Below are 25,459 nucleotides of genomic sequence, written 5' to 3' on the forward strand. Positions count from 1 at the left end.
ATGTTATTCTCTAATGCAAAGTTTATCTCTACCTGAGTTTTTAGCGTCATACAAGGCGTTGTCTGCACGGTCAAATGCCGATAGCGTTGTATCACCTTTTTTAAGCTGTGTTGCACCTAGTGAAATTGTGATCTGTACTTCCTTTTCTTTAAATTTAAAGGGAATAGCTTTCACTGTGTTACGTATTTTCTCCAGTGGACTTTGTGCCGAGCTCAACGGCATACCCGGCATCAATAGAACAAACTCTTCGCCACCGTAGCGGGCAATAAAGTCAGCTTTTCTAATAGACTTTTTAAGTGCCCTTGCAATTACTTGCAAGGTTTTATCACCGGCGCTATGACCATATTTGTCATTAATTGACTTGAAATGATCTACATCTATGACGACGAGCGTCACGTCACTACTGTGAACTTCGAACAAATGAAATTCTTGATTATATCTATCATCAAATGCGGTGCGATTAGGTAACTTAGTAAGCCCATCGAGTAAACTTTTAAACTTCTGCTCGTTGAGACGCTTTTTATAATTAGTGACCTTGGTTTCAAGCAAGTTTATGCGGTCATTAATCTTATCAAAGCTTTGCAGTAGTACTTCTTTGTCACGGCGCTCGATACTCTCTCGCTCAATTAAGTCTTTACTTAGTTCCTTAAGCTCGTTATCAACAAGTTGTTTTAGCTCTGTGATTGATGTTGCTTGCTGAGTTTGAGTATTTAACGTAGCGATTTTCTCTTCGATACGTTTATTTAATGCAGAGACTTCTTGGTTTACTGACTTTGATTGACTCGTTGTCTCAACAATAGACTTGTGGAGCTCTTCGAGAGTTTGGTTTAAAGAAACTAAAAAGCCTTGTGCAGATTGCCGCTCACGAGCAATTGACTTGGCAAATATGCGAATAATACTGACGGCGTTCTCTAACAAAGAGTCCACCGTATCATCGGATGAGAGGCTTTGCTTTATTTGTTTGATTTGCTCAGAGACATCTTCTTCGAATACCAACTCATTGGTCAAAGAGAGAAGTTCAATCGCTAGTTCGGGATTGCTTTGTGAAGCATTAAATTCTGGGGCTGCTTTTGCTTGAAGGGTTTGCATATAAAATTGCAAAATCTTTTCAAGTAATGGTACAAATTCCGCAACAGATTTAACATCAGCAAGCTCATGGTCGAGAACATGACGAAGTTTGCGGCGGGTGTCATCAGGTAGACCTTTGAGTTTTTGTAATTGTTTACCTGCGGACTGAATGTGTGTTGTGAGCGCGCGCTCATTGGTTTCGTAAACAGCTTCTTGTTGTTTTAGTTGTACTATGGCTGTTTCAATGAGTGGGGTGATCTGCTCAATTTCCATGCCCTTGTTCAACGCACTTCTGAACTTGGCGAGTTGATTATCTAGTGCGACATCTTGGCCTCTACAACTGAAAGATAAACGCGTCGCAAAGTCCGATAACATCGAAACCTGCGTCTTTTTCGCTTCTTCAAGCGCTTTTCTTGCAGAGATAGCCTGAGAAAGTTTTTTTTCCAATAGTACAGTTTTATCAGTCACAAAAATCCAACGTCTTTATTTACTATATCAATTGCAAGTTTACATCAAATTACTGAAAAATGTGGGAGAATTTGAGGCGCAACTTGGTTTTTTATCTTGTCACTTCAACGAATTTATTAACTCAAGTATAAAGATTTTTGCTAATTTTAAGAAAACTATTTATTTTTTTCTAATATGATAAGAAACCTATCCCTGATAACTTTGGCTTTAGCCAGCCACCTATCACATGCAAATGTGGAATACACATTATCGATTACTGAGCCTGAACACCACCTTGGGCAGGTAGAAGTAAGTTTTCCCAAAACGGCACAGTCTTATATCGACGTTCAATTACCCGATTGGCGAACTGGACGGTACGAAATATTGAATATGGCCAATGGAATTCGCTTTTTTTCAGCAAATAATCTATCCGGTCAAGTATTAAACTGGCATAAAATTGACAAAAACACTTGGCGTATACACCTCAACAAGCCAACGGAGGTGGTTGTGTCTTATCAGGTATATGCGAATGAATTAGGGCTCAGGTCTCGGCACATAGATGACACGCATGCATTCATTGATGCATCGGGATTTTTTATGTTCAGTGATTCATTTAGGCAAGAGCCTATAAAAGTAAACCTAGAAGTTCCTAGCGAATGGCGCTCAGTATCCGGAATGGATTTTGCGGACTCTAAACATAGTTTCAAAGCGAGTAATTATGATGTATTACTCGACTCGCCAATTGAAACAGGGATAAATCAACTTTATAAGTATACGGTTGATGGTCGTGATTATGAATTGGTCATTTGGGGGGAAGGGAATTACGACGTAGAACTAATGATCAGGGACTTAAAAAAGCTCGTTAAAACAGGAAGCTTAATTTGGCATGATTACCCTTATGAGCGATATGTATTTATGGTTCACGCAACTAGCGGTGCAAGGGGGGCAACAGAACATTTAAACTCGACGATTATTCAGCGGCACAGAGATAAATTTGCGTCTAGAGATGATTATATTGGCTTCATCTCTACGGCTGCGCATGAGTTTATCCATATTTGGAATGTTAAAAATTATCGACCAGATGGACTAGTACCGTACGACTATGTAGATATTAATTACAGTGATTTATTATGGTTAGTCGAAGGCTCAACCAGTTATTTAGAGAACTACTTACTGCTTAGTGCGGGCATCACAACCAACCAAGAGTTTTATAAATCACTTACGAGCACGCTTAATCGGCACCTTAAAACACCTGGTAGAGAGGTGCAGTCGGTAGCACACACCAGTTATGATAAATGGATTAATCAATCTGGCGACCATGGCAAGAACTTTAGCACCAATATTTATCTTGAGGGTGCTTTAGTCTCTATGGCGCTGGATATTGATTTAATTGATAAAACCGATGGTAAAGTGAGCTATAGAGATGTACATAGTGAGCTATATAAGCAACACAAGCTGCCTAACTCGTATAATAGTGGCGATGTTAAGCGGATCTTAAAAGAGATTAGTGGACATGACTACAGCCAGTGGTGGAGTGTACATATAGATAGTCCTGCACTTATTGATTTTGATGCGTTGTTTTCAAAAGTGGGACTAGAGCATGTTTATCCAGCTGATACAGTGATTGTTGCAAGTTTTGATGGTACAGCAAAAAATACTGGGCAACTGTTAGAGTTGACACATGTAGCGCGTGGCGGAAGTGCGTGGCAGGCCGGCTTAACATCTGGTGATAAGATTGTTGCAGTGAATAAACATCATGTTCGAAAAGACTTACCGCATACACTCGCACTGTTTGAACCTAACCAAACAGTTGAAGTTGACTTTATTCGTCGAGATAAGTTAATGACTACAAAGCTCAAGCTAGGTGAACAGGGGAGTAGGAGTAAAGTTGTGAGGGCCTTATATTCTCCAACACCGAGACAGGCTAAACTTTACAAAGCTTGGTTAGGCGTGACCCATCCCAATGCTAGATAAAAAATAGGGGAACAAATTTGTTCCCCTTTATGCTGTTAGCTCTATGTTTTACATGATACGAGAGAAAAAGCGTGAGCCTTTTGAACCTGAGCGGTTTCTTCTCATTGAAGAGCGTATTTGTGCACGAGTGCTCGCCAACCAGCTTTCACGGTTCACTTTTGCGTGGTCGCCTCGTCTTGCTTCTTCCGTTGCTCTAAAGCCACAGAATTCACGGTAGGCTTTAAGGTCTAAAGATAAATCTTGAAGAACAAGCTCAATCATAATTGCGTCATCGATGTAACCTAGCACAGGCACATTATCTGGTACGATATCTTCTGGTTCGCCAAAGTACGCTAAAGATAGCATGATTTCTTTCTTCTCATCTTCAGGCATCTGCCATTCTTCATCTTGAACTGCGTCTATAAGAGCTGATAAAGACATCATTCTTGTTCTAACGAACTCAGGTACGTTAGTGCCTTCCATTTGTTCAACAAGTTCGCGTGCTTTGGTGATAATTTCTTCTTCACTGAGGTGAGTACTGCGCTCGATTGCTGATTGCATCATTGAACGAAAATGTTCTAAATCGATATCTGTGAGTTCAAAATTTACTTGGATGGACATTATTTCTCCCTTACGCACTTTAAAATTATTTTTATATCCGTCAGGTATTACAAGGTATGTAATTACCTACTTTAGTAACGACACTATGCCATTAAATCATCACTAATTTAAGCTCAAATTAACAATAATTGAAAAAAAGTCAAAAGATGGTTGAGTAGTGTGCAACTATATAAATATCTTAGTAAATAAAAACCAATTTGGGAGAAAAAGTCGTGTTTTTTAATCCTGGATTGAGTGAAATGTAAAATTTAATAGTCCGGTCTTGGTGTATTAGCATAGTTTCTCCGGTGAATTGAACCATGTATCTAGGGGAAGAAATAAATGTTAATTATTGAATTAAGGATAGAAAAATGAACATTCACACGTTATTTTTACTCATTGGTTTTGCTGCCTCGACTAATGTGCAGGCAGTAGAGAGCTCGACGCAGAAAACTTTTCAATTGCCACAATGGACTAAGAGTGATAATGAAAGTTATCGGTTTTATGTCAGTAATGTATCGACTTCGGATATTAGTATCCTAATACATTTATTTGATTCTGTGGGTAGGCAGTATACTGAATCGAGAGAGCCTGGGCAGCAAATATTAGTTGCCTCGCAATTTCGAAGCAGCCCAGTTGATGGTGCCGCTATATTGCCAGCTGGCAACACAGGTCAAATTACTATTTCAAGGGGTGGTCAGACGCATTGGGGTACTGCCAAATTAACTTGGTCGTCGGATTCATGTTTAACACATGCGGTGCAAGCCAGTGTGATGTATTGGACTGCAGGTGGTAGCTTGTCGTGGCGTGACATAAATCAAGGGAAACCTTTTTAAATGAGGAGGCTTTGCCTCCTCAGCATTGGGGAATTATTTAGATATAATTATCTATATATTAGGAGCTTCGGTTTAGCACAATTTAGTGTCAGTACATAGCCCTGTTGTCCAACACCAAGAACGACTAGTCGTAACACCACCGGCAATGAATGGTGTCATTTTTTTATCTACTAATTGCTTATCATCCGACAAATTTTTTAGTTTTCTTTTATTTAGTTTTAACATGATTATTTCCTTTCCTAATTTAATAAATAAAAAATACACTTAAAAGTATGCACGTATAGGCTTGCAGTACAGTATTGATAGAGTTATCTGCACACCTGCAACGAAGTTAGCGTGAGCTACAGCGAATACAAACAAGCCTCACAGTGAAACAACTACTACATCAGTGTAAATTTAAAGTTAACATGATTGTTTGGTTAATCAATATTTTGTTTATTCTAGTTGGGTATATGCTTAGGAATAAAATAAACATATATTTGATCAGCAATATTGCGGGGCTATCTCATGGTGTTATTTTTGTGATACGGAAAGTTACAGCTGAGTGGCTTTAATATAAAGGGAGCTGTAGAGTATGTTTGTCATTTATTATTAATGACTCTTTCAGCTTAGAAAGAGTCATTAAGAGCTTTTATGTAAAAATTTACGACAGTTTGTTTAATGCTCGAGAAAGGTACTGACCTGATTGAACATCGGCTTTTACGCGCTGAACATTTTGTTTCATCTGTTCAATTTGTTCAGGAGTGAGCTCTGCAAGGCGTTGCTTGATATCACGTAACGAGCTTATGCTAAAACCAATACCTTCTTTTTCAACAAAGTCAGCCATTGCAGCTTTGTCCCAAATGATGATTGGCATATCACATAATAAATATAATGAGAGCTTATGCGGATTGTTGTACATTAAATATTTACCTGTAACACCATCGCATGAATCTAGCGTGTTGCCATACCAAACAAGGCCAAAATCGCCATCAATATGGTCGATAACTTCATTTGAAGGGAAGCAACCTTTGTAGTCCAGTACGGTATCGTTGATGTTTTTAATTTTTTTCTCATCATAACCAACACCGTATAAATCGAATTTGAAATTACCGCGATCTAAGCCATCGAGTTCGTATATAAACGGCCCCATATTACCAGCAAACACAATGCGTATTGCATTGTAGTCAGTCTCAGTTCTTTTTGCGTTTGGATTGTCAGTGTGCAAATAATCAAATGCTTCGATATTCGCTATTTCAGCATTAAAGTTTTGCTCTGCAAACCAAGCAGCCATTTTGTCATTATGAACAATCAGCTGATCTGATTGCTTTAGTAAATTAACTTCTTTGTCTGAGTGTCCGTATTTACCTTTTAAACTTTTAAGGTCGTGGACTAAGGTAATGACTTTACTCTTTTTAAGTTTTGCGCCCCATAAGCAATATCCGTAAAACTTATTGAATGGATACTGTAAACAGACGGTACTGCCAGACTTGAGCCTTAAGATAGCCCAAGTCACACCCAAAGCACTAATTAATGTGCCTAAAATAGAGTTAGCTATCCAAGTTTGCTTAAATCCAATATTCTGCCAGCCGTTATTCTCCAAGATGGTTTCACAGTCCATTTTGGCTTTGCCTGCTGCATCAAACTTAGAGCGGTAGTTTCGAGCTATGTATACCTTCTTAGTCATAATTTACACAAGCTCCTGAGCAGTAAGTGCTAATGCTGCTTCAATTGTGTCATCCATGTCATAGTATTTGTAATTTGCTAGTCTTCCACCAAAGATAAACTTATTGACGTACGGTTCGGTCTTAGCTAGCTCTTGATAGCGTGCTAAAAGTGCATTATTTGTTTCGTCATTGATTGGGTAGTAAGGCTCGTTGTCTTTACTAAATTCATGCGGGTATTCTTTAGTCACTACCGTTTTTTCTTGTGTGCCAAATTCAAAATGCTTATGTTCAAGAATACGAGTATAAGGTACATCACGCTCGGTGTAGTTAATCACGGCATTACCTTGATAATTTTCTTGATCTAACACTTCAGTTTCAAAGTGTAGACTTCGATATTCTAGCTGACCGAATTGACAATCAAAAAACTCATCGATCTTACCTGTGTAGAGTACTTTGTCAGCTAATTCATTGTATTGTTCAGCGTTTTCAAAATAGTTTACGCCAGTTCTCACTTCGACACCTTCAAGTAGTGCGTCAGTGAGTGCATTGTAGCCCCCGATAGGAATGCCCTGGTATAAGTCATTAAAGTAGTTATTGTCGAAAGTAAACCTAAAAGGCAAACGCTTAATGATGAACGAAGGGATCTGAGTGGCAGGGCGTCCCCATTGCTTTTCTGTATAGCCTTTAATTAGTTTTTCATATAAGTCTTTACCGCCTAAGAATAAAGCTTGTTCCTCAAGGTTTTGAGGATCTAAGTCTGCATAAGGCGCGCGCTCTTCGGCAATTTTATCTTTTGCTTCTTGCGGTGTTGTTACTCCCCACAATTGATAGAAAGTATTCATGTTAAAAGGCAAGTTATATAGCTTATCTTCATAACGTGCGACAGGAGAGTTTACATAGTGGTTGAATGAAACAAAGCGGTTTACGTAATCCCAAACCTCTTGATTACTAGTGTGAAAAATATGCGCGCCGTACTTATGTACGTTGACGCCTTCTATATTCTCGCAATAAATATTGCCACCAGTATGATTGCGCTTGTCAATCACCAATACTTTTTTTCCTTGATCCGTAGCTTCTCGGGCAAACACTGCACCAAACAAACCAGCACCGACTATAAGATAGTCGTATTGAGTGTCTTTCATTCGAATTAGCCTCGCTTTATTTATTTCGAAGATAGCAAAATCGGATGATACCATAATCGAGCGTCATTAAACGTTATTAGTTGTAAATTATTAGTTCGAAAGGTCGCTATCGATCAATAAGCGAACTGTATTCCTATCTTTATGATTTAATTCGTATAAGCAGAAAAATGTTGAATGGTTTTTATACTTTGCGTTGACATGTTGAGCGCTTTGAAATCAGTCGGTTTAGTGTGAAAGCAATCAATAGTGAAAAGCGGTAGGATGTTGGAACTATGCCTATGAAAGCGGTATAGGTTTTTGACTTTAAATATGCGTCTACTTCTTTACCAAATTTAATATGCTTGAGTTAGCGGGCGTTTTGAATACGCCAGCTAACTGGTTGAAATGTGTTTGGCTGTTTGAGCGTTCAATGGTAAATGTTATCAACCATAAAGATGATTACCCAACAGATTATTTGACAATTTCTAAGCTAACAGCCCAAGGCTTTTGCTTGTCTAAAGTAGTACCAAAATTGACAGCGACTTTTGTCTCTGATAGCTCACTGGTAAATGTCGAGCGGCTACTTTCTTTACCAAAGTGCTGCTTCTCTTCCCAGTCTGGACTTAAGCAGGTTTTAAGCTTTTCGTTCACTTGTTCAAATCTAACTAACGCTTGCGTTTTACCCACAAACGCTTTATTACATTCATAGGCAGTATTGCCGCTTGTATACAAGTTAATTTGGCAACTATCTTCAATTAAGTGCGCTTTAGGTCGCCAGCTCTTCATTAATTTGCCGTTTATTTCGCTGCCTTTCAATATAGAAAAGCCATCACCAGCACCTGTGATAAGTGCATTGACTTTTTCACAGTCAGTCATGTTTTCAACTTTTTTTTCTACGTCATTTGGCAATGTATTACAGCCAACTAACGTGATAAAACCAATAGAGTAAAATAGGTTGCGAAAAACCATGGCAGCTTCCTTTTCAAATTTTCCCTAAGCATACCATGGTCATTTAGGATGAGGTAGGTTATTGGTGCCTTTTGGCTAATGTCTCGACAACTTGAGAAAAGTTGAGATCAGTTCGTTGTAAAAGTACTAACAAGTGGTAAATTAAATCTGCAGATTCGTTAAGCAATTCTTCTTTATCTTGCTTCATGGCAGCGAGGGCCACTTCTACACCTTCTTCCCCAACTTTTTGACAGCTACGACTTAAGTCTTTTGCGAAGAGTGATGCTGTGTAGCTCGATTCAGGGTCGGCGTTTTTGCGCTCTTTGATGACTTTTTCTAAAGTACCTAAAAAGGCAAGATCTGGTTTGGCATCTTCAAAGCAGCTTTCAGTACCTAAATGGCAAGTTGGCCCGGCTGGATTTGCAAGAATTAAAATGCTGTCTTTGTCGCAGTCAGTGTGCGCTTCAACAAGTTTAAGCACATTATTTGATGACTCACCTTTAGTCCACAATCGAGATTTAGATCGTGAGTAAAAAGTGACAAGCTTTTTCTCAAAAGTCACTTGTAGCGCTTCCAAGTTCATGAAGCCCTGCATCAAGATAACGCCAGTTGCGTAATCTTGTACGATGGCAGGAATTAACTCTGATTTACCAAAGTCAACTTTGCTGATGTTGTCCGGCGATAATCTCATAATCTTGTTGCTACCTTATTCTCTTTTAAATATTGTTTTAACTTTGGTATTTCAATAACTTGTTTGTGGAAAACACTGGCTGCCAATGCACCATCCACATTGGCTTGTTTAAATACGTCCACAAAATCTTGTTCTTTACCTGCACCACCTGATGCAATAAGAGGAATGTCACAAAGTGCTCTCATCTCGCTTAGTTGAGATAAATCATAGCCTTTGCGTACACCATCTTGGTTCATACAATTTAGTACAATTTCACCAGCGCCTAAATCCTGCACTCGCTGGATCCATTCTTGGGTTTTATAGCGTGTTTGACTGGCTGCGTTTGGATCACCAGTCAGCTGATACACTAAATACTCGCCACTTTTATCATCGTAAAAACTATCAACGCCCACAACCACGCATTGTTTGCCGAACTCGTCATGTAGCTCTTTGATAAGTTCAGGCCTGGCAATAGCAGGGCTATTGATTGAAATTTTGTCAGCCCCTTGCTCTAACACTTTTGCGGCATCTGCCACGGATTTAATACCACCGGCAACACAAAAAGGAATGTCGATATTTTTGGCGATGTCTCTGACCCAATTTAAATCAAGCAAACGCTTTTCTACACTGGCACTGATCTCATAAAAAACCAGCTCGTCAGCACCTTGCTCACTGTATAGTTTGGCAAGTTCAATGATATCGCCAACTACTTCGTGCTGTTTAAATTTGACCCCTTTAACGACTTGGCCATTCTTCACATCAAGGCAGGGGATTATGCGTTTCGATAACATGCAATTGCCTCCTCAACAGTAAATGCGCCATCTAATAAGGATTTACCTAAGATGATGCCTGTGACGCCAATTTCAATTAGCTGTTTGATGTCGTCTAATGAGCTTACACCACCAGATGCTTGTACTTTTGCTGCAGGACTGTATTGCACAATTTGCTGATATAGTTCAAATGAAGGACCTGTCATTGTGCCGTCTTTACTTATATCCGTACACAAGAAGTCGTACACGCCTAATGCCAAATAAAAGTCGATTAACTCAAATAATGACACGCTAGAGTCGCTTTGCCAGCCGTGCGTAGCCACAGACCAGCCATCTGTGGTTTTATTTACATCTAATGCAATGACAAAACGTTCAGCGCCAAACTCTTGGATCCACTGAGCCAGCTGCTCTTTTTGGTCGACGGCTAATGACCCAATAACCACTTGGTTTGCACCTGCTTTAAGCCATTGTTTTATATCTTCATAAGCGCGGATCCCACCACCTACTTGGTATGGTGTATCAAGTTTGCTCGTAGCAGCTTGAATTTGTTGCCACTGCTTTTTACTCGGGTCACGCGCGCCCTCTAAATCAACAAGGTGTAATTTGATTGCCCCTGCATCTTGGTATTCATGTAGGCGAGTTTGCAAGTCAAACGGGTAAAATTGCGCTGTATCGTATTTGCCCTGATAGAGGCGAACAATTTGGCTATCTAAAACATCGAGTGCTGGAATTATCATGTTCGTTCCTTATTAAACTTGCCATTGCATAAAATTAGTTAAAAGCTGTGCGCCCACTTTGGCGCTTTTTTCCGGGTGAAATTGCATGCCTGCGTAGTTATCTTTGGCGATGATGGCAGAAAATGCTTGCCCGTACTCGCAGCTTGCTAGGGTTGTGTCATTGAGCTCATGGGCAAAACTGTGCACAAAATAAACCTGGTCATCATTACTGATCCCTTGTGTTAAAGGGTGTGGCTTAGTGACGTTGATATTGTTCCAACCCATGTGTGGACTCGTTAAATCACCGGTTTGCAGAGCCTTAATGCTGCCATCAATGATCCCAAGCCCCGTGACATCACCTTCTTCGCTGTAATCACAAAGCATTTGCATACCTAAACAAATGCCCATGAGGGGCTTTTGGTAAGCGTTAATGGCTTCTTTCCAACCTTGTTCGTTCAAGCGTTTGATGGCCACATTGGCATGGCCAACACCTGGGAGGACAGCGCGGTCAAACTTAGCTAACTGGTTTGGATCAGATAACACTTCAGGTATCACGCCCAAACGCTCGAAAGCAAAGCGTACAGAGTTGATATTGGCGCACCCGGTATTAATTATGGCTATCATAAACACCCCTTTGAGCTAGCAGTAAGTTGAGACACATCTTTGGCTATGGCCATTCTTAAAGCGCGGGAAAATGCCTTGAATAAGCCTTCAACTTGGTGGTGGCAGTTACCGTCTGAAACACTTAATATCAGGCTTACTTGGGCATTATCCGATAGCGATTTAAAAAAGTGCTCCACCATTTGCACATCTAAGTCACCAACATTTTCACGACTAAAGTTGGCATTAAGTACAAATGATGCGCGGCCTGATAAATCTAATTGGCACTCGGCTTTACATTCATCCATCGGCAAGGCAAAACCGTATCGTGCGATTTGTGATTTAGTACCAAGTGCTTCTCGTAATACCTGACCAAGCGCGATACCGACATCTTCGACTAAGTGGTGCTCATCTATGTGTAGATCGCCCTTTGCCTTTATTTCAAGACCAATATTGGCGTGGGTACGGATCTGATCAAGCATGTGGTCGAAAAAGCCAAGGCCTGTATTTATTTCGCCATTGGCGGTTTGGTCTAGGTTTGCTGCAACGGAGATCTGCGTCTCTTTAGTATTTCTGATCACACTGGCTTGACGGTTTTGCGTAGTCAGTTCGGTAACAATTTTGTTCCAATCCCCGTCGTACAAAATACCTTGAATACATAGGTTTTGAGCAAGTTGGATATCTGTTTGGCGATCTCCAATCACATAAGAGCGAGCGAGGTCGACTTTACCTGAGCGCATAATAGAAGTGAGTAGACCGGTTTTTGGTTTGCGGCAATCACAGTTGTCTTCGTCAAAGTGCGGACAAATCAGCACTTCGTCAAATTTAATGCCTTGTGATGAGAAGATTTCCATCATTTTGTTGTGTGGTGCGGCAAAGTCTTCTTCAGGAAAACTGTCAGTGCCCAACCCGTCTTGGTTAGACACCATGACAAGACGGTATCCTGCGCTTTGCAAAGCCAGCATGGCTGGAATTACATTAGGTAGAAGCGCTAATTTTTCTAGGCTATCTACCTGCTTGTCTGTTACAGGTTCTTCGATTAATGTGCCATCACGGTCGATGAATAGATATGGCGTACTCATTTTACTTCCTTACTTACTTTGCTCTAGCCAAAGTTTGACTTGTTCTAGTTCTTGCTCGCTACCAATAGATATTCTTAGCCAGTTGTCTTCACCAAATAGTGTAAACGGGCGCATAATGGTGCCGGCTTTCATTGCTTGTTCTATAAGTGCTTTGTCGCTTAATTGCAGCGTCACGAAATTGCCCTCACCGCAAAGAACCTGAGTGACTTTAGGTGAGTTACTCAGCCATATTTTTAGTTTGGCTTTATTACTATTTAAAATGTTAACTTGTCTGCGCATTTGCGTGATTGCATCTACAGACAGCGCCTGCTCTGCTATTTTTGCTACCGCGGTAGATACCGGGTAGGGCGCGATGACTTTGCGTATAGGGTTTAATACCGCATCATTGGCCAACAAGAAGCCTGTTCTAAGCCCTGCTAACGCAAAAGCTTTAGAAAGGGTTCTCAGCACCACGACATTATTGAAATCTTGCAGCAAAGATACCGCACTTTGCTCTGGGGCAAACTCAATATATGCTTCGTCTACGACGACAAGTGCAGAGTTCTCAAGTGCTTTGGCGAGCGCTGCAATCTTGTCAATTGGTGTCAGGCTGCCAGTTGGGTTATTTGGATTACAAATAAACACCAGTTTAGCGTCGCCGATAAGTGCGCTTAGTTCGCTGATTTGTTCTTCTTTCAATTGATCTTGTGAAAGGGCGTTAATGGCAATGTTTTGCGTATCAGCTGAGACTTTGTACATACCGTAAGTCGGTGTGAAAATGGCGATACTGTCTCTGGCTGGTTCACAAAATGTGCGCATTAATAGCTCAATGCCTTCATCGGCACCTCGGGTCATCAATACCTGATTTGCCGACAATTGTGCATACTCACTATATGCATTAATTACGGATTCTGGTTGAGGCTCCGGGTAGCGATTTAAATCATCAATAGAAACCTCAATGCTTTTACTAAATGGACTTTCGTTGGCATTTAGCCATGTATTTCCTGTGATCTTTTCACTCTTTGCTGAGCTATATGCTTTCAAGCTCTCGATATTTTTTGGTAGCAATGAAGTAGCCATTATTGTGTTCCACCATTTAATCTAATTGCAACGGCATTGGCGTGTGCATCAAGTCCTTCGGCTTCTGCTAATGGCAAGATAGCCTTACTTAAATTAGACAAGCCCTGTTTAGTAATTGACTGAACGGTATAGGTTCTAAAAAAGTCCATTAAATTTAAACTGGAATAAGTTTTAGAGTAACCATACGTTGGTAGTACATGATTGGTTCCTGATGCATAGTCGCCAGCTGACTCTGGTGTGTAGTCGCCGACAAAAACAGAGCCTGCGTTTTTCACCAAATCAACACGAGACTGCGCATCTCTTAATTGCAGTATTAAGTGCTCTGGACCATATTCAGCTGACAATTCAAAGGCCTTATCTATTGATTCAACTAAGACCAGCGCACTGTTGTTCATGGCTTGTTTTGCGATTTCAGCTCTAGATAGCTCAGTCAGTTGCCTTGTGATTTCAGCTTCTACTTCAGTGATAAAGGCTTCACTATCACTGAGTAGTAATACTTGAGAGTCAGCGCCGTGCTCAGCTTGTGATAGTAAATCAGCTGCCGCAAAAGCAGGGTTAGCGTGTTCATCTGCGATGACCAGTACTTCTGATGGACCTGCAGGCATGTCGATAGCAAAGCCAGGGACAGACTGGGATAACAGTTGCTTTGCCATGGTGACATATGCATTGCCTGGGCCAAACACCTTATCTACTTTTGGTACCGTCTCAGTACCCAGCGCCATGGCTGCTATCACACCTGCACCACCGCTTTCTATGATGATGTTTATACCGCATTTTTTTGCTGCATATAAAATAGCAGGGTGGATCGGCTCTTCACCTTTTACTGGGGTCGCGAGCACCACAGTTTTTGCACCGCTTAGTTGTGCGCAGACACCTTGCATTAATACGGAAGAGGGCAAAGGTGCGCTCCCGCCCGGTACGTAAATCCCGACAGCTTCAATGGCCTGATATTTTAGCTCGCATACCACGCCGGGCTGCGTTTCAAGCTGTTTAGGCTCTGGTAGCTGCAGCTCGTGAAATGCGCGTACATTGTTGTAAGCTTGATCGATGGCGCTTTTTAGCTCATTGCTGAGTTGAAATTCACTTTGTGTGATTTCATCTTCAGGTACTCTTAGTCTATCTGATTGGCGGTTATCAAACTGTTTGGCCATTTCCAATAATGCCTGATCGCCTTTTTGACGCACGCAGTCAATGATGTCTTCGACTGCTGCTTGCACTCCCGCTCCTGCACTAACGGCAGGGCGAGTGAGTATTGCTTGCTGTGCTTGTTGGTCAAGTTGATCCCAAACTAGCATAAGTTACTCCATCATTTTTTCGATTGGCATGACGAGGATAGAGTTCGCACCAAGTGCTTTTAGCTCTTCCATGGTTTCCCAAAATAATGTTTCACTACTTACCATGTGTAGGGCAACATAGTCGTCACTGCCCGCAAGTGATAACAGCGTTGGTTGACCTGTGCCTGGTAGCAATTCGCACACTTCTTCAAGCTTTGCTTTTGGTGCGTGTAGCATGATGTATTTGCTTTCCTTGGCTTGGCGCACGCCTTTTAAACGCGGTAGTAACTTGTTGATTAGGGAAAGCTTACTGTCGTCATTCAGGTTTGCATTTTGGATTAAGCATGCGTTTGATTCTAAAATGGTATCACCTTGCATTAAGCCGTTTGCTTCGAGCGTTGCACCTGTTGAGACGAGGTCGCAAATTGCATCTGCAAGGCCTGCACGAGGCGCAACTTCAACTGAACCCGTCAGCATGACCACGCTGGCATCGATATTTTCTTTAACAAGATATTGCTTAAGAATTTCAGGGTAGGTGGTGGCAATGCGTTTGCCGTTAAACCAATCTCTTGACTGCGCACCTAGCTCTTGTGGCCAAGCAAGTGCCAGTCTGCAATAACCAAAATCAAGTTTCGATAGTTTTTTAACCGCGTTAGATTGGCCTGCGCGCGCTCGCTCTGCTTGCGTTTCTACCAGTACGTTTTCACCAACAATGCCTAAGTCACAAACGCCGTCCATGACCAAGCCAGGAATGTCGTCATCACGAACACGAAGTACATCGATTGGCATATTGGTCGAGTGTGCGATTAAGCGTTGTTCACGTAAGTTCAACTTAACGCCGAGTTGTTTTAACAAGGATTGGCAGTCTTTGGATAATCTGCCTGACTTTTGGATTGCGATACGTAAGCGATTAGATGTATTCATAATTTATTTCCTAATATTCAAAAACGAAAAACCCCGAGGGAACCTCAGGGCGAAATAAATTTTAAATACGTTGAATGATTCGCCGGAGGTTCCTTTTAGGAATAACCCACCAGCGAAATACCTGACAGGCTATCCCGATGTATGATGGTGATGATGTACTGCTGTCAGATTTAAAAGCATGTTCTTACCTGTTTGTAAAAATTTCTGTAATTCGATTAACTTTTTATAGATAATCATGAAATTACCAAAGCATGCAAGTACTTTTTAAAAATAAATAAAGAATACGTTATATCTGCCGATAATAAGTATGTAGGTCAATAGTTTATTTCGTTGGAGGATAAGCTTATGGATGTTTTTAAGCCTTACATGGCACCTATTGTTCGATTAAAAGTTGCACATAATGGGCCGTTTAAAATAGTCGGTGTGCTTGATAACAAAGCTGAAAAGATCAAAGGGAAATCTCAAGCTAATAGTGTAGACAGTGAATTAAAACACCAGCGGGAGTTGCCTCCTGATGACGATGATGAAAATACTAACAGCTCAGATGATGAAAAACATCTGGATACTTGGGCCTAGTTTAAGCAAAAAAAGCGTGCGTTAATCTATTAATCTAGCATAAAAACAAGGGCTGAGTTGAAAGGGCGCCTTGCTCTCGCTTTGATTTAAAATTAGAATTGCCTGAGTTATTTAGTCAGGTAATATTTCTCTTTGTCCATAGAACAGTACTTCTCAAAGACCGGTCCACTTGCTAATCATTTTAGTGGGTACCAACCAAGACAACCTCAAATCGAAATGGCTATTGCGATTGACGATATAGTCAAAAACGGTGGTCAATGCGTGGTAGAAGCTGGTACCGGTACTGGTAAAACATTCGCGTACCTTGTTCCTGCACTAATAAATACCAAAAAAATTGTCATTTCAACTGGATCTAAGGCCCTTCAAGAGCAGCTCTATCACAGAGATTTACCAAATCTCTTAAAGGCGCTGGGCAAAGGGCGAAAAACGGCACTGCTTAAAGGTCGTGCAAACTATTTGTGTACATACCGTTTAAATCAGCATGTTGCTCATGTCCCAACAGACGATCCTGACGTCATGCATCAACTTGCAATGGTTGCCAAGTTTGCAACAGAAACGCAAAGTGGTGATCTGGCTGATTGCGTTGGTATAGAGGAAGATGCCAAAGTCTTACCTTATGTCAGTTCCACCGCAGATAACTGTCTAGGGAAAGAGTGCCCAGATTTTGCTGAGTGCTATATACGTAAAGCTCGCCTAAAAGCCATGGAAGCCGACTTAGTGGTGATAAATCATCATTTATTCTTTGCTGATATGGCGGTTAAGGATTCTGGCTTTGCCGAGTTGATGCCAACTGCCGATACCTATGTTTTTGATGAAGCGCATCAGGTCAATGAGATTGCGAGCGATTATTTCGGTGAGTCAATCAGTACTAAGCAGCTCAATGATTTAGTCAATGATATTCGTGTTATTTATCTGAGTGATATGCCAGATATGCTGCAATTGGGTAAAACGCTCAATAAGTTAACCACCAGTATTGCTGATTTAAGACTGGTATTTGGCGGTGATGGCGCCCGTGGAGATTGGCGGGAGGCGCTTAAAGATAAAGTAATTTGTGAAGCGCTGCACCGAGTCATTGGTAATTTAGATTTTTTGTATAAAGTGCTCAAACTGTGCCTTGACCGCAGTGACAAAATTGAGCACCCATTTGAGCGCGTATTGGCGTTTAAAGGCCAAATGGAACGGGCGTTTGATGTTGCTCAAACTGGGTACAGTTACTGGTTTGAAACCACGCGTCGATTTGTAACCATTCACATTACCCCACTGGATGTATCAAACCGTTTTCAGGAATTAGTTAAAAAAACAGAGGCTGGTTTTGTCTTTACCTCAGCGACGCTGTCGGTTGACAATAAGCTTGACCATTTTAATGCAAGTCTTGGTTTAAAACCGGATTTTCACAAAATTGTAGACAGTCCGTTTGATTATCAAAAGCAAGCATTATTGTGTTTACCTAGGTATTTACCTGAGACCAAAGATGAACTCATGCCGCACTCCTTGGTTAAAATAGCAAAGTCGGTTATTAATGCAGCTGAGGGGCGTACATTTTTACTCTTTACTAGTTATCGTGTTATGCATCTGGTATACGAGGGGATCAGTACTGCGACTGAGTACCCCGTCTTTATGCAAGGCCAGTCGTCAAAGCGCATTATACTTGAGCAGTTTATTCGTCATGGTAACGCGGTTTTGCTTGGTACCGCCTCGTTTTGGGAAGGGGTGGATGTACGTGGAGATGCATTAAGTTGTGTTGTCATCGATAAGCTGCCTTTCACTTCTCCTGATGATCCACTATTACAAGCTAAAATGAAAGACGCTGAGCTGAGTGGTAAAGAGCCTTTTGAGGACATTCAATTACCTCAGGCCGTCATTGCACTCAAGCAAGGTGTAGGTCGCTTGATCCGAGATAGATCTGATAAAGGGGTGCTTATTATTTGCGATAATCGTTTAGTTACGAGAAAATACGGCGAAACGTTTATTAAAAGTCTTCCTCCTATGACGCGTACGCGAGATTTGGAGAAGGCATTGAATTTTTTAGAGAACATCGATAAACATGAAACATAATTTGCTAGCAATAGATGCTTCTACTGAAGCTTTGAGCCTCGCCCTTCACTTTAAAGGTAAAACTTTTACTCACTTTGAAGTGTGTCCACAGCAACACAGTCAGAAAATTCTGCCACTTGTAGATGCGTTATTATCTGAAGCAAATTGCTCATTAAAAGACTTAGACGGCATTGTTTATGGCCGAGGTCCGGGTAGTTTTACTGGTGTTCGAATAGGTGTGGCAGTAGCACAAGGCCTTGCGTATTCTGCAGGGTTGAAATTACATGGTGTGTCTACTTTACAAGCTATGGCGCAAGAAGCCCTGCAAACACAAGATTGTAAAGAAGTCGTCAGTGCCATAGATGCGCGTATGGGGGAGATTTACCTTGGTCACTTTGGGGCTGACGAGCATGGTAATGCGGTTGCTAAACAAGACGAAATTGTGATTAAGCCTGAAATCATCAATGATGATTTTAATGGGGTAAAAGGTGTTGGTACTGGATGGCAGACTTATGCTGACGATGCAAAGCGCTTAAATGTCTCTGTCATTGATTCAGTTTCGCTGCCTAATGCGCAATTTATGCTTGCAATTGGTGATATTGGGTTCACCAATGGTGATACAGTTGCGGCGCAGGATGCACAGCCGCACTATGTGAGGGATACCGTTACTTGGAAGAAGTTGCCAGGTAGAGAATAAAGCACTATCCTTATATTAGGCACAAATATAGGCGCGTGTAATGCGGATTAATCAAGTTGTTCAAAATCAGGACACTTATCAATTTAACTCCAAAGTAGTTAAAACTCAGGAGAATGCGCGCTCTAATGATATTGCTAGTCCAGTTAGCGATATAAAATTCAGCCCTCAAGGCATCAAGTTGGCCGAGCAGTTTCAACAAGATAAGCGCTCGGTCATCTATGACCAACCTACCTTCAATTCAAACAAAGCTGTTCAAGCTTATTCCTCCGTACAAAACGAAAATAGACGGTCCGAAATTCAATCTCTCATTGGTGTTGATATATACGCTTGATCAGGTTGAATTATTTTCAGTAAAAAAATGCAAGAACCGATTGTAATCTAAATTTATTGGGGTAATGTAAAAAGAAAAACATAGTTGTGACAAGAACGTTGCTTAATAAATTTAACCAATATGCATTTAAAATCTCTTCAAACACAGTGATACTTTCACTGCGTGAAGGCTATATTGCGTTAATTCCATTTTTCATCGTTGCTTCACTTATAACACTCATCAATCAATGGCTTAACATTTCCATGAAGGGGGTTGAGCATCAGTTTTTAGAAGATTTTAATGTATTGGTATGGGGGATATTCCCTGTATTGACCTTGATGTCCTTTAGCTACTACTTATCTAAAAACTTAAAAGTCCACTCAATCGCTAGTCCAATATTAGTTTTTACTTGTTTCACAGCGACAACGGGTTACATCACCATTTCTGATGGAGATTTGGCCATCAACCACCGCATGGGGGCTTTATATTCCTTACTGATGCCTGTTGTTTGTTGTTATTTTCTGTCCTATTTGGAAAGCTTACGGGTTTTTCGCCTAGTTGGTGTGAGTTCAATCAGTTTATTTTTACGTAAGCATTTAAATTTAATCTTACCTTATCTAATTGTCACAAGCGTGGTGTTACTGCTTTTTCCTTACATTGATTTAGCCGCCGAAGCCATTGTAGAAGTACTGAAAACCCTTAACCCGCATTGGAATGTATTTGAAAAGCTGTCGATGCAACTTATTATTTCTCATTTGTTGTGGTTTATTGGTGTTCATGGTGATAACACGTACCAGCTACTTGTATCGAGTGAGCTTACGGGCTACTTCGTCTTACCGGACTTGATCAGTTATAACTTTTTTACCGGCTTTGTGATTTTAGGTGGTACTGGGTGTCTTTGGGGATTGATTGTTGCTGCCATGTTTTTAAAAAATGGCCAACATGAAAAGCGCATTGCTGCTATTTCTTCCCCACTCGCGTTATTTAACATCAGTGAGGTCATGATCTACGCATTGCCGATTGTATTTAACCCCTATATTTTATTACCCTTCTTACTATGCCCATTGGTGAATGCTTCTATTGCATACTTTGCATTTTACAGTGGTTTTGTAACGGTGGAATATGCTGATGAAATCCCATGGTTTACACCTATCTTTGTCAATGGTTGGCTGCTCACTGAAAGCGTGAAAGGTATTGTGTTGCAAGTGGGCTTAGTGTTAATTAATGCATTGATCTATTTTCCATTTTTAAAAGCCAATAGAGATAATAACTTATCGGGTAAAGCGCTTGATGTTTTGATGAAGCGTTACACGGCGGGGCGCTTGATTGAAGAAGGCGCGGAAGGCTCATTCAGCGCAACACAAAGAAAAGAGCAAATTAACGCACATAGTCTAAAAGAAGTGACCGAGGCACTAAATCAAGGCGCTTTAACGTTATTTTATCAACCTAAAATTAACCCTTATAACAAGCAAGTTGTTGGCTTTGAGGCGCTTTTAAGACTAACCAATAAAGATGGAACTGTATCAGGCCCATGGTTTTTAGAAACTCTAGATCAGCATAACCTACTACACATCATTGATAACTACGTCATTGACCAATTAGAAATAGACTTAGAGCAGTTTGCAAAGCATGGACTAAAACCAAAAATCAGTTTTAATATCTCACCACAAAACCTATTAACTGGAGGATATCGTCGCATTATTAAGGCGTTTGCTAAGTTTCCAGGTCAGGTTGAAGTGGAGTTGCTCGAGTCCAGCTATATTGAAGACTTTAATAAAACTGTGACCATAGTTGATGCTTTGAAAAAGAATAAAATTGATTGTGCGATGGATGATTTCGGCACCGGATATTCTTGTCTGTCCGTTTTGTCTAAGTTAAATATTGAAACCATCAAACTAGATCGTAGCTTGTTACCTGAACAATTAAACAGTAAATCGATTTCGCTATATACCAACTTGTCTGAGATGATCTCTAAGTTAGGCTTTAAGCTGGTGGCCGAAGGGGTCGAAACTACTGATGAAGAAAAGGTTGTAAAGCAGTCTCATATTGAGTGTGTGCAGGGATTTTTATACTTCAAAGCCATGCCAGTGGAAGAAGCCATTTATTTGTATATGACCAAAGGTGACTCAGTCGACACCGACAATACAGCAAAAGATAAAGGCGAGCCTGTAGAGGAGTAGCGAACTGTTTAATTTTGCATTGAGCTTAAATTTAAGATGCTGTTATAAATAAAGCTAGGGCAGTATTACAATGATGAAATTACAGGGTGTTATGTTGAATACGCAAAGGGTTAGCTCCCAAAATGTCACAAGTGCATATGCTGGCTCTGTAAAGTGGAAGCCTGCAAAGTCTATTTGGTTTTTAACGCACTTAGTATTAACCCTGTTTATTGCTCCTTTTGTTATCTCATTTTCTTCAGTACTTATCTTTATAATTCTTACAGCGATCACTTTATGCTTTGGACATTCTCTAGGCATGCATCGATTGCTTATTCATCGTGCATACGAATGCCCTAAATGGATGGAGTATCTATTTGTCTATTTGGGGGTGTTAGTCGGTATGGCAGGTCCCATAGGTATGATGATCCAACATGATCTTAGAGATTGGGCGCAAAGACAAAAGGCATGCCATGATTACTTATTGCATGGTGCAACGTTAATAAAAGACGCTTGGTGGCAACTTAATTGTGACCTTGTCTTAAATAACCCGCCTACATTTGAAATAGAAGAGCGCGTATCTCAAAGTCGGTTTTATCAATTGCTCGAAAAAACTTGGATGTTTCAGCAGTTAATTTTAGCTGTGCCTTTATATATTTATGGTGGATTAGCTTGGCTGGTATGGGGTGTATCAGTAAGGATTGTCATATCTGTTGGAGGCCATTGGTTGATTGGGTATTTTGCGCACAACCAAGGTGACAAAACTTGGGAAGTTAAGGGAGCCGCAGTGCAAGGGCATAACATCAGAATGGCAGGGCTTTTGTCGATGGGGGAAGCGTGGCATAACAATCACCATGCTTACCCAGGATCTGCCATGTTAGGACTTTACAAGGATGAGCCGGATCCCGGTTGGTGGGTGCTAAACGCTTTGCATAACCTTGGCGTCGTAAAAAACATCAAATTACCTAAGCAGTTACCTGTACGCGCTGAGTTAGTGACTGTGTCTAATAATATTGCGCAGCGAGTTGAGCGAGTCCCACAAGATTGTAAAGTCGCACAATTCTTTCGTAAAGATACTTAACCAGCTACCGCATTGAATGAATTTGGGCTTTATGATTTCCAATAGATGGAGCTAAAGCAAGTAAGCGTATTATTAGTTGTCCAACTCTTGCTCCATTGTTTTTATGATAGGTGGTTAACCTCATAGCTTAATAGCCTAAGGTGTTAATCTGTAATGAGCTTACTTGCCGCTACCTGCCATAACGGATCAACCAAGATGAATCTTTTTTATATAATTTTGTAGAGTTTTTTCTCCATTTCTTTATTCGAATCCACTAATCGTGAAACTTTGTAATATTACACAAAGTTAATTGTTATATAACTTATTTTTAACGACAATGGGTGGGCCTTTTACTGTAGTCCTTTTGAGCGAGGAACTGGTACTCGCATTAGGGTAATAGGTTTAACGAGCCCTTAAAATTGATTGCACATATTGTGATCAGGTTTAACTAGCGATAAAAAATAAAGAACATTCAAAAGGAGAGTTTCATGATTAAGTTAGCTGCATTATCTCTAGCAATTGCGTCATTGGTGTCTGTGGGTGCGCAAGCCGCGCCAATTACAACCGTAGAAGTAGAAGCTGCGCAAAAAGGCTGGGGTGAAGGGATCGTAAAAATTGGCCAAGCGAAAAACCCGAAAAAAGCGGCAGTTAAGCATTTAGAGCAGTTTTATGCATTTAATGACGGTCAGGTATTATTTAAGCCAACTTTGGCGTCAGTTGATCAATTTAGAGGCACTCAAAAAGAGGCATTGTCTTACTTTGTAGGTCAAGATTTGGCGGAAGATAAAGGCTTTGCATTGGCCCCTTATGTTAAAGTTCGTTGGGAAAATGAAGGGATCATCACAGATGGTGATTCCGCTATGTCGATGGGTAATTATTACTTTACAAAGAAAAATGGTGAAGAAATCAAAGTAGAATATTCATTTGGTTATATCAAAGATAAAGAGGGTAATGTAAAGATTAACCTTCACCACTCTTCACTTCCTTTCAAGCTATAAACAGCTGATTAGTACTGTCTAATATCTGTTTCATACAGGCATTAGACAGTTATCTTGTTCATCAGCTCTTGTGCAGCTTAACTTATTAATTCCTTCAGTTTGGCTTCAATCAAAATTAAAAACACAAAATAGAGCTAGTTAAATATTCGCTAGCATGGCGCTCAGCATTGATTTGCTATGCGTGTGGTTATTATCTAACTTTTTTTGAAAGTGTTTATAGTGTTTATGCGCTTATCCTAGACTGGGGTTTACCATAAGATAGCGGCACTAAAGTCAATGTCAGATACTTTTATGCGATCAGTTTTTTCAGTTTTATTCAGTTTTTCATTTATATTGCTGCCTCTTGGACTTTCAGCGAGTGCGCACGTGTCAGAGGTTGTTACTACATACAACTTAGAGTGGGGGTATCTTAATCCGCTTCGGGGTAAGTTGAGTCCTGGTGCAGTGAATTTATGGGGGGATAGAACACAAGATACTGCGACAGGTATGTTGGTGCGTTTTAACAAAGGGTTTCAGTCCCCGCCGCATATTCACAATATCCTGTATCGTGGCGTGGTCATTGATGGGTTATTGCACAATGATGATCCGAGTGCTGAAAAAATGTGGATGCCCAAAGGGTCGTTTTGGACTCAGCCAGCAGGCGAGTCACACATAACCGCTGCAAACGGTCAAACCAATATGATTTATCTTGAAATTGATTCAGGTCCTTACTTGGTAAAACCGTCTAAACAAGCGTTTAATAGTGGTGAACTGCCTCTGAACCTGCATAAAAACAATATTGTTTGGTCGGAAAAACAAACGTTAAAGCACATTAAAGCGACAGGGGTGGAGCAGACTTTCCTGTGGGGCAGTTATTCAGCCACGAGAGGGGTAATGATTAAGCTACCTGCAAAATTTAGTGGCGTGATAGCGAGTAAAGCCAATGAGTTTAGGGCTGTATTGATTGCTGGCAGAGTTGTATATCAGTCTGACGAACAAATGAAAGTTACGCTTAGCAAAGGGAGTTACGTTGGGTCTACTACTGAGTTTAAGCATGTTATCAAGAACCGTGGTAACGAAGATGCCATTTTTTACATCCGAACAAACGGTCAATTTGAAGTTTATTGACGGGGAGTCCACTGAAGCGAACAGTACTTTGTAAGCTTAAATGCTCAGCTTTTACTGCTCCAAAAATGATTGAAAATCTCTAGTGGTTCTTCTTAAGAGCCACTAATTGGTATTGTCATTTAAAACATTCTATTCCACTGGGTTGTCGCTTTTGTGTCAGGGCAATGTCATGATGGCGACAGGCTTCTGTCAGAACAAATTTTGCTTACAGTTAGTATCATAACCTTTTATTATCATGTTAAAAGGATGGTCAAAAATGAGTCAGGATGTGAAGCTGAGTAAAGAAAAAATCTATAAGTTGCGTATGGCCAAATGTTGGAGTCAAGATGAACTCGCTGCTGCGAGCGGGTTGAGTGTAAGGACGATTCAGCGAGTGGAAAAAACGGGTGCTTCATCGTTAGAAACCACAAAAGCACTGGCGTCTGTTTTTGGGGTTTCACCGGTCGCACTTCAGGCCTCAAATCGAGTCGAAAACACTACTTTTAGATTTATATGTAAATACGCATGGCTCTTGGCATTTGCTGGTGCAAGTCTGTTCTTTGGGCTGTGGATAATTGATATTCTAATTCCGACACTTAAAGGTGCTGACTTTAATCAACAGTATGAAATGCATGGCAACTTTAGATATTTAGATTTTGGCGGAGTGTGCTTTATAGCTGGCTTTGTGTTGCTCGGGTTGAGCATACTCTATGACTTTTTAAGTCAAAAGAGGTTACTTAATAGCAGCGATAAAGAGTAAGGTAATAGCATAGCCTAAAGACATAATCGTTTTGTCAGAGAGCTTATGATTTGCCAGAAAAGTTATGT

At 40.7% G+C, this 25,459-nt stretch carries 25 protein-coding genes; 11 read left to right on the top strand and 14 right to left on the bottom strand.

Translation table 11 applies throughout. From position 1 onward, the window contains the following. Positions 1-3: 3 nt before the first annotated feature. Positions 4-1,536, bottom strand: a complete 1,533-nt coding sequence (locus tag L1077_RS09610) for a diguanylate cyclase (protein WP_237136632.1) — start codon at positions 1,534-1,536, stop codon at positions 4-6. Positions 1,537-1,710: 174 nt separating this feature from the next. Here L1077_RS09610 and L1077_RS09615 point away from each other — a divergent pair, with 174 nt between their 5' ends. After that, a complete protein-coding gene (locus tag L1077_RS09615; protein ID WP_237136633.1) occupies positions 1,711-3,489 on the top strand; it encodes a M61 family metallopeptidase in 1,779 nt (592 codons plus the stop codon). Positions 3,490-3,537: 48 nt separating this feature from the next. Here L1077_RS09615 and L1077_RS09620 read toward each other — a convergent pair whose 3' ends face one another. Next, complete coding sequence (locus tag L1077_RS09620) at positions 3,538-4,089, bottom strand: YkvA family protein (RefSeq protein WP_237136634.1); 552 nt, start codon at positions 4,087-4,089, stop codon at positions 3,538-3,540. A gap of 350 nt (positions 4,090-4,439) precedes the next feature. On the opposite strand from L1077_RS09620, the gene L1077_RS09625 reads away from it, so the two are divergent. Further along, entirely contained in the window at positions 4,440-4,904 is a 465-nt protein-coding gene (locus L1077_RS09625; protein ID WP_237136635.1) for a hypothetical protein, read from the top strand. Between the two features lie 72 nt (positions 4,905-4,976). Here the strand turns inward: L1077_RS09625 and L1077_RS09630 are convergent, their stop codons facing one another. The 12 genes from L1077_RS09630 to hisG form a co-directional block, all read right to left on the bottom strand. Continuing rightward, positions 4,977-5,129 (bottom strand): hypothetical protein, encoded by a 153-nt coding sequence (locus tag L1077_RS09630; protein WP_155731913.1) that lies wholly within the window; start codon positions 5,127-5,129, stop codon positions 4,977-4,979. Between the two features lie 418 nt (positions 5,130-5,547). After that, the gene (locus L1077_RS09635; RefSeq protein ID WP_237136636.1) at positions 5,548-6,570 is read right to left on the bottom strand and encodes a hypothetical protein; all 1,023 of its coding nucleotides are present in this window, start codon (positions 6,568-6,570) and stop codon (positions 5,548-5,550) included. Positions 6,571-6,573: 3 nt separating this feature from the next. Then, complete coding sequence (gene glf / locus L1077_RS09640) at positions 6,574-7,692, bottom strand: UDP-galactopyranose mutase (RefSeq protein ID WP_237136637.1); 1,119 nt, start codon at positions 7,690-7,692, stop codon at positions 6,574-6,576. A gap of 450 nt (positions 7,693-8,142) precedes the next feature. After that, positions 8,143-8,640 (bottom strand): hypothetical protein, encoded by a 498-nt coding sequence (locus L1077_RS09645; RefSeq protein WP_237136638.1) that lies wholly within the window; start codon positions 8,638-8,640, stop codon positions 8,143-8,145. 58 nt (positions 8,641-8,698) lie between these two features. Beyond that, positions 8,699-9,310 (bottom strand): bifunctional phosphoribosyl-AMP cyclohydrolase/phosphoribosyl-ATP diphosphatase HisIE, encoded by a 612-nt coding sequence (hisIE, locus tag L1077_RS09650; RefSeq protein ID WP_237136639.1) that lies wholly within the window; start codon positions 9,308-9,310, stop codon positions 8,699-8,701. Beyond that, the gene (hisF, locus tag L1077_RS09655) at positions 9,307-10,080 is read right to left on the bottom strand and encodes an imidazole glycerol phosphate synthase subunit HisF (RefSeq protein ID WP_237136640.1); all 774 of its coding nucleotides are present in this window, start codon (positions 10,078-10,080) and stop codon (positions 9,307-9,309) included. The genes hisIE and hisF overlap by 4 nt, the downstream gene beginning before the upstream one ends. Next, the gene (locus L1077_RS09660) at positions 10,062-10,796 is read right to left on the bottom strand and encodes a 1-(5-phosphoribosyl)-5-[(5-phosphoribosylamino)methylideneamino] imidazole-4-carboxamide isomerase (RefSeq protein WP_063363733.1); all 735 of its coding nucleotides are present in this window, start codon (positions 10,794-10,796) and stop codon (positions 10,062-10,064) included. The genes hisF and L1077_RS09660 overlap by 19 nt, the downstream gene beginning before the upstream one ends. A 12-nt stretch (positions 10,797-10,808) precedes the next feature. After that, positions 10,809-11,399 carry an imidazole glycerol phosphate synthase subunit HisH gene (hisH, locus tag L1077_RS09665; RefSeq protein WP_237136641.1) on the bottom strand — a complete coding sequence of 197 codons (591 nt, stop codon included), beginning with the start codon at positions 11,397-11,399 and terminating at the stop codon, positions 10,809-10,811. After that, positions 11,396-12,457, bottom strand: coding sequence for a bifunctional histidinol-phosphatase/imidazoleglycerol-phosphate dehydratase HisB (hisB, locus tag L1077_RS09670; RefSeq protein ID WP_237136642.1), 1,062 nt, complete (start codon positions 12,455-12,457; stop codon positions 11,396-11,398). The genes hisH and hisB overlap by 4 nt, the downstream gene beginning before the upstream one ends. A gap of 9 nt (positions 12,458-12,466) precedes the next feature. Then, positions 12,467-13,516, bottom strand: coding sequence for a histidinol-phosphate transaminase (gene hisC, locus L1077_RS09675; protein WP_237136643.1), 1,050 nt, complete (start codon positions 13,514-13,516; stop codon positions 12,467-12,469). After that, positions 13,516-14,811, bottom strand: coding sequence for a histidinol dehydrogenase (gene hisD, locus L1077_RS09680; protein ID WP_237136644.1), 1,296 nt, complete (start codon positions 14,809-14,811; stop codon positions 13,516-13,518). The genes hisC and hisD overlap by 1 nt, the downstream gene beginning before the upstream one ends. 3 nt (positions 14,812-14,814) lie before the next feature. After that, a complete protein-coding gene (gene hisG, locus L1077_RS09685; protein WP_237136645.1) occupies positions 14,815-15,714 on the bottom strand; it encodes an ATP phosphoribosyltransferase in 900 nt (299 codons plus the stop codon). 345 nt (positions 15,715-16,059) lie between these two features. Here hisG and L1077_RS09690 point away from each other — a divergent pair, with 345 nt between their 5' ends. From L1077_RS09690 to L1077_RS09730, 9 genes are all read left to right on the top strand, one after another. Beyond that, positions 16,060-16,290 (top strand): hypothetical protein, encoded by a 231-nt coding sequence (locus tag L1077_RS09690; protein WP_237136646.1) that lies wholly within the window; start codon positions 16,060-16,062, stop codon positions 16,288-16,290. A gap of 216 nt (positions 16,291-16,506) precedes the next feature. Next, the gene (locus tag L1077_RS09695) at positions 16,507-18,345 is read left to right on the top strand and encodes an ATP-dependent DNA helicase (protein WP_237136685.1); all 1,839 of its coding nucleotides are present in this window, start codon (positions 16,507-16,509) and stop codon (positions 18,343-18,345) included. Next, on the top strand, positions 18,335-19,021 hold the full coding sequence (gene tsaB / locus L1077_RS09700) for a tRNA (adenosine(37)-N6)-threonylcarbamoyltransferase complex dimerization subunit type 1 TsaB (RefSeq protein ID WP_237136647.1): 687 nt from the start codon (positions 18,335-18,337) through the stop codon (positions 19,019-19,021). Before L1077_RS09695 ends, tsaB begins: the two co-directional genes overlap by 11 nt. 40 nt (positions 19,022-19,061) lie before the next feature. Then, on the top strand, positions 19,062-19,352 hold the full coding sequence (locus L1077_RS09705) for a hypothetical protein (RefSeq protein WP_063363742.1): 291 nt from the start codon (positions 19,062-19,064) through the stop codon (positions 19,350-19,352). Positions 19,353-19,438: 86 nt separating this feature from the next. Beyond that, complete coding sequence (locus L1077_RS09710) at positions 19,439-21,511, top strand: EAL domain-containing protein (protein WP_231098157.1); 2,073 nt, start codon at positions 19,439-19,441, stop codon at positions 21,509-21,511. A 70-nt stretch (positions 21,512-21,581) separates the two neighbouring features. Then, complete coding sequence (locus tag L1077_RS09715) at positions 21,582-22,568, top strand: acyl-CoA desaturase (RefSeq protein WP_237136648.1); 987 nt, start codon at positions 21,582-21,584, stop codon at positions 22,566-22,568. 467 nt (positions 22,569-23,035) lie between these two features. Next, on the top strand, positions 23,036-23,545 hold the full coding sequence (locus tag L1077_RS09720) for a phosphoribosyl-AMP cyclohydrolase (protein WP_196760633.1): 510 nt from the start codon (positions 23,036-23,038) through the stop codon (positions 23,543-23,545). A 291-nt stretch (positions 23,546-23,836) separates the two neighbouring features. Further along, positions 23,837-24,652 (top strand): DUF4437 domain-containing protein, encoded by an 816-nt coding sequence (locus L1077_RS09725; RefSeq protein ID WP_237136649.1) that lies wholly within the window; start codon positions 23,837-23,839, stop codon positions 24,650-24,652. 256 nt (positions 24,653-24,908) lie between these two features. Beyond that, positions 24,909-25,391, top strand: coding sequence for a helix-turn-helix domain-containing protein (locus L1077_RS09730; RefSeq protein WP_237136650.1), 483 nt, complete (start codon positions 24,909-24,911; stop codon positions 25,389-25,391). Positions 25,392-25,459 lie beyond the last annotated feature (68 nt).

The sequence above is a fragment of the Pseudoalteromonas luteoviolacea genome, assembly GCF_021654285.1.
Taxonomy (GTDB): domain Bacteria; phylum Pseudomonadota; class Gammaproteobacteria; order Enterobacterales; family Alteromonadaceae; genus Pseudoalteromonas; species Pseudoalteromonas luteoviolacea_J.

Bases quoted from the DNA above. Each gene is read 5' to 3' on its own strand.
- L1077_RS09615 (WP_237136633.1), top strand. From the start codon at position 1,711: ATGATAAGAAACCTATCCCTGATAACTTTGGCTTTAGCCAGCCACCTA.
- L1077_RS09620 (WP_237136634.1), bottom strand. From the start codon at position 4,089: ATGTCCATCCAAGTAAATTTTGAACTCACAGATATCGATTTAGAACAT.
- L1077_RS09625 (WP_237136635.1), top strand. From the start codon at position 4,440: ATGAACATTCACACGTTATTTTTACTCATTGGTTTTGCTGCCTCGACT.
- L1077_RS09630 (WP_155731913.1), bottom strand. From the start codon at position 5,129: ATGTTAAAACTAAATAAAAGAAAACTAAAAAATTTGTCGGATGATAAG.
- L1077_RS09635 (WP_237136636.1), bottom strand. From the start codon at position 6,570: ATGACTAAGAAGGTATACATAGCTCGAAACTACCGCTCTAAGTTTGAT.
- glf (WP_237136637.1), bottom strand. From the start codon at position 7,692: ATGAAAGACACTCAATACGACTATCTTATAGTCGGTGCTGGTTTGTTT.
- L1077_RS09645 (WP_237136638.1), bottom strand. From the start codon at position 8,640: ATGGTTTTTCGCAACCTATTTTACTCTATTGGTTTTATCACGTTAGTT.
- hisIE (WP_237136639.1), bottom strand. From the start codon at position 9,310: ATGAGATTATCGCCGGACAACATCAGCAAAGTTGACTTTGGTAAATCA.
- hisF (WP_237136640.1), bottom strand. From the start codon at position 10,080: ATGTTATCGAAACGCATAATCCCCTGCCTTGATGTGAAGAATGGCCAA.
- L1077_RS09660 (WP_063363733.1), bottom strand. From the start codon at position 10,796: ATGATAATTCCAGCACTCGATGTTTTAGATAGCCAAATTGTTCGCCTC.
- hisH (WP_237136641.1), bottom strand. From the start codon at position 11,399: ATGATAGCCATAATTAATACCGGGTGCGCCAATATCAACTCTGTACGC.
- hisB (WP_237136642.1), bottom strand. From the start codon at position 12,457: ATGAGTACGCCATATCTATTCATCGACCGTGATGGCACATTAATCGAA.
- hisC (WP_237136643.1), bottom strand. From the start codon at position 13,516: ATGGCTACTTCATTGCTACCAAAAAATATCGAGAGCTTGAAAGCATAT.
- hisD (WP_237136644.1), bottom strand. From the start codon at position 14,811: ATGCTAGTTTGGGATCAACTTGACCAACAAGCACAGCAAGCAATACTC.
- hisG (WP_237136645.1), bottom strand. From the start codon at position 15,714: ATGAATACATCTAATCGCTTACGTATCGCAATCCAAAAGTCAGGCAGA.
- L1077_RS09690 (WP_237136646.1), top strand. From the start codon at position 16,060: ATGGATGTTTTTAAGCCTTACATGGCACCTATTGTTCGATTAAAAGTT.
- L1077_RS09695 (WP_237136685.1), top strand. From the start codon at position 16,507: ATGGCTATTGCGATTGACGATATAGTCAAAAACGGTGGTCAATGCGTG.
- tsaB (WP_237136647.1), top strand. From the start codon at position 18,335: ATGAAACATAATTTGCTAGCAATAGATGCTTCTACTGAAGCTTTGAGC.
- L1077_RS09705 (WP_063363742.1), top strand. From the start codon at position 19,062: ATGCGGATTAATCAAGTTGTTCAAAATCAGGACACTTATCAATTTAAC.
- L1077_RS09715 (WP_237136648.1), top strand. From the start codon at position 21,582: ATGATGAAATTACAGGGTGTTATGTTGAATACGCAAAGGGTTAGCTCC.
- L1077_RS09720 (WP_196760633.1), top strand. From the start codon at position 23,036: ATGATTAAGTTAGCTGCATTATCTCTAGCAATTGCGTCATTGGTGTCT.
- L1077_RS09725 (WP_237136649.1), top strand. From the start codon at position 23,837: ATGCGATCAGTTTTTTCAGTTTTATTCAGTTTTTCATTTATATTGCTG.
- L1077_RS09730 (WP_237136650.1), top strand. From the start codon at position 24,909: ATGAGTCAGGATGTGAAGCTGAGTAAAGAAAAAATCTATAAGTTGCGT.